Source organism: Paenibacillus plantiphilus (assembly GCF_927798095.1).
Lineage (GTDB): Bacteria > Bacillota > Bacilli > Paenibacillales > Paenibacillaceae > Paenibacillus_Z > Paenibacillus_Z plantiphilus.
Map to the genome: position 1 here is coordinate 1 of NZ_CAKMMF010000077.1, position 1,251 is coordinate 1,251.

The 1,251-nt window shown below is 49.8% G+C and carries 1 protein-coding gene; it reads left to right on the forward strand.

The genetic code is table 11. The features are described from left to right. The coding region (locus L6H65_RS26400) for an Ig-like domain-containing protein (protein WP_236347759.1) at positions 1–1,251 on the forward strand (1,251 nt) is incomplete at both ends.

Genomic DNA, 1,251 nt, shown 5'->3' on the forward strand with positions numbered 1-1,251 from the left:
AACGAACAATGGCGGCAGCACAGCTGACGTGACGGTGAATATCGGCGGTGCCGGTTTGACAGTAGGCCAAGTGATCGATGCGACGATCACCGAGCCGAACAAGCTGGAAAGCACGAAGACACCTGCAACAGCAGCAGCGGATCAAAGTGCGGCTCCAGTAGATGTGGTTGCAAATTCCACGATAGATACGGTTGTTGTTGGCGATGTGCCAGCAGGAGCAACGGTAAATATCTATAATGGATCAGGCACTGTTATCGGAACAGCAACGAACAGCGGCGGCAGCACAGCTGACGTGACGGTGAATATCGGCGGTGCCGGTTTGACAGTCGGCCAAGTGATCGATGCGACGATTACCGAGCCGAACAAGCTGGAAAGCACGAAGACACCAGCAACAGCAGTGGCGGATCAAAGTGCGGCACCAGTAGATGTGGTCGCAAACTCCACGACAGATACGGTTGTTGTAGGCGATGTGCCAGCAGGTGCAACGGTTAAAGTGTATGACACTCTAGGCAATGTAATAGGCACTGTTACAAACAACAGTGTAAGTACTGAAGATGTAACAGTTACAATTACTGGATTAACGGAGAATCAAGTTATTGATGTTACCATCACAGAAGTTGATAAGCTTGAAAGTGATAAAGCGTCATTCACGGCGCTCGCGGATCAAAGCGCACCGCCAGTTACCGTAGTGGCCAATGCTACGACAGACACGATTGTAGTAGACAATGTGCCAGCAGGCGCTACAGTTAATGTCTACGGCAAGCTTGGCAATATTCTTGGGACTGCAACTAACAACGGTGCAGTTACTGATAGTGTAACGGTAACGATAGGTTCGAATGATTTGGTTCACACTCAAGCAATTGATGTAACGATTACAGAAGTCTCTAAGCTTGAGAGTGTCAAGGTCGAATTTGTAGCCTTGGCGGATCAAAGTGCGGCACCAACGGATGTAACCGCGAATGCAACGACAGACACCGTAGTAGTCGGTGATGTACCAGCAGGTGCAACCGTTACGATTTATGACGATAACGGCACCGAAATCGGTACAGCAACCAATAATGGCGGCAGTACTGGCGATGTGACAGTAACGATCCCAGGCGGCTTGACCGATGGCCAAGTGGTTGATGCTACGATCACAGAAGTAGACAAACTGGAAAGCCCAACGAAAGATGCAACAGCAACATCCGATGTGAGCACAGCACCAACGGATGTAACAGCGAATGCTACAACAGACACCGTAGTAGTCGGTGA